The sequence below is a fragment of the Onishia niordana genome (genome assembly GCF_004798965.1).
GTDB lineage: Bacteria > Pseudomonadota > Gammaproteobacteria > Pseudomonadales > Halomonadaceae > Onishia > Onishia niordana.
The window spans coordinates 1-252 of the sequence record NZ_SDSD01000129.1; the positions used below are offsets into that span (position 1 = coordinate 1).

At 40.5% G+C, this 252-nt stretch carries 1 protein-coding gene; it reads right to left on the bottom strand.

Annotation, left to right across the window (positions count from 1 at the left end; genetic code table 11):
* Positions 1–48 precede the first annotated feature (48 nt).
* The coding region (locus ETC27_RS18205; RefSeq protein WP_205742796.1) for a hypothetical protein at positions 49–252 on the bottom strand (204 nt) is incomplete at its 5' end.

Genomic DNA, 252 nt, shown 5'->3' on the forward strand with positions numbered 1-252 from the left:
TCCCCACAAGATGAAGCAACAACCCGCACGACTAGCAGCTTTTTCTGTTCAAGATATACAGTCCACAACGCCCATAATAGGCAAAATGGTGCTAAGAATTACTGTTACACCAAACATACCTAATAATAATTGAGGATTCCAGTTCTCTGGTACGTGTCCTTGAATCCCATTAAAGTATGGATTAGTATTCCAGAAAAGTTGGAAGCCAAAAAGAGACAACACAATGAGGACACTGCCTAAAAAGGCACTCAT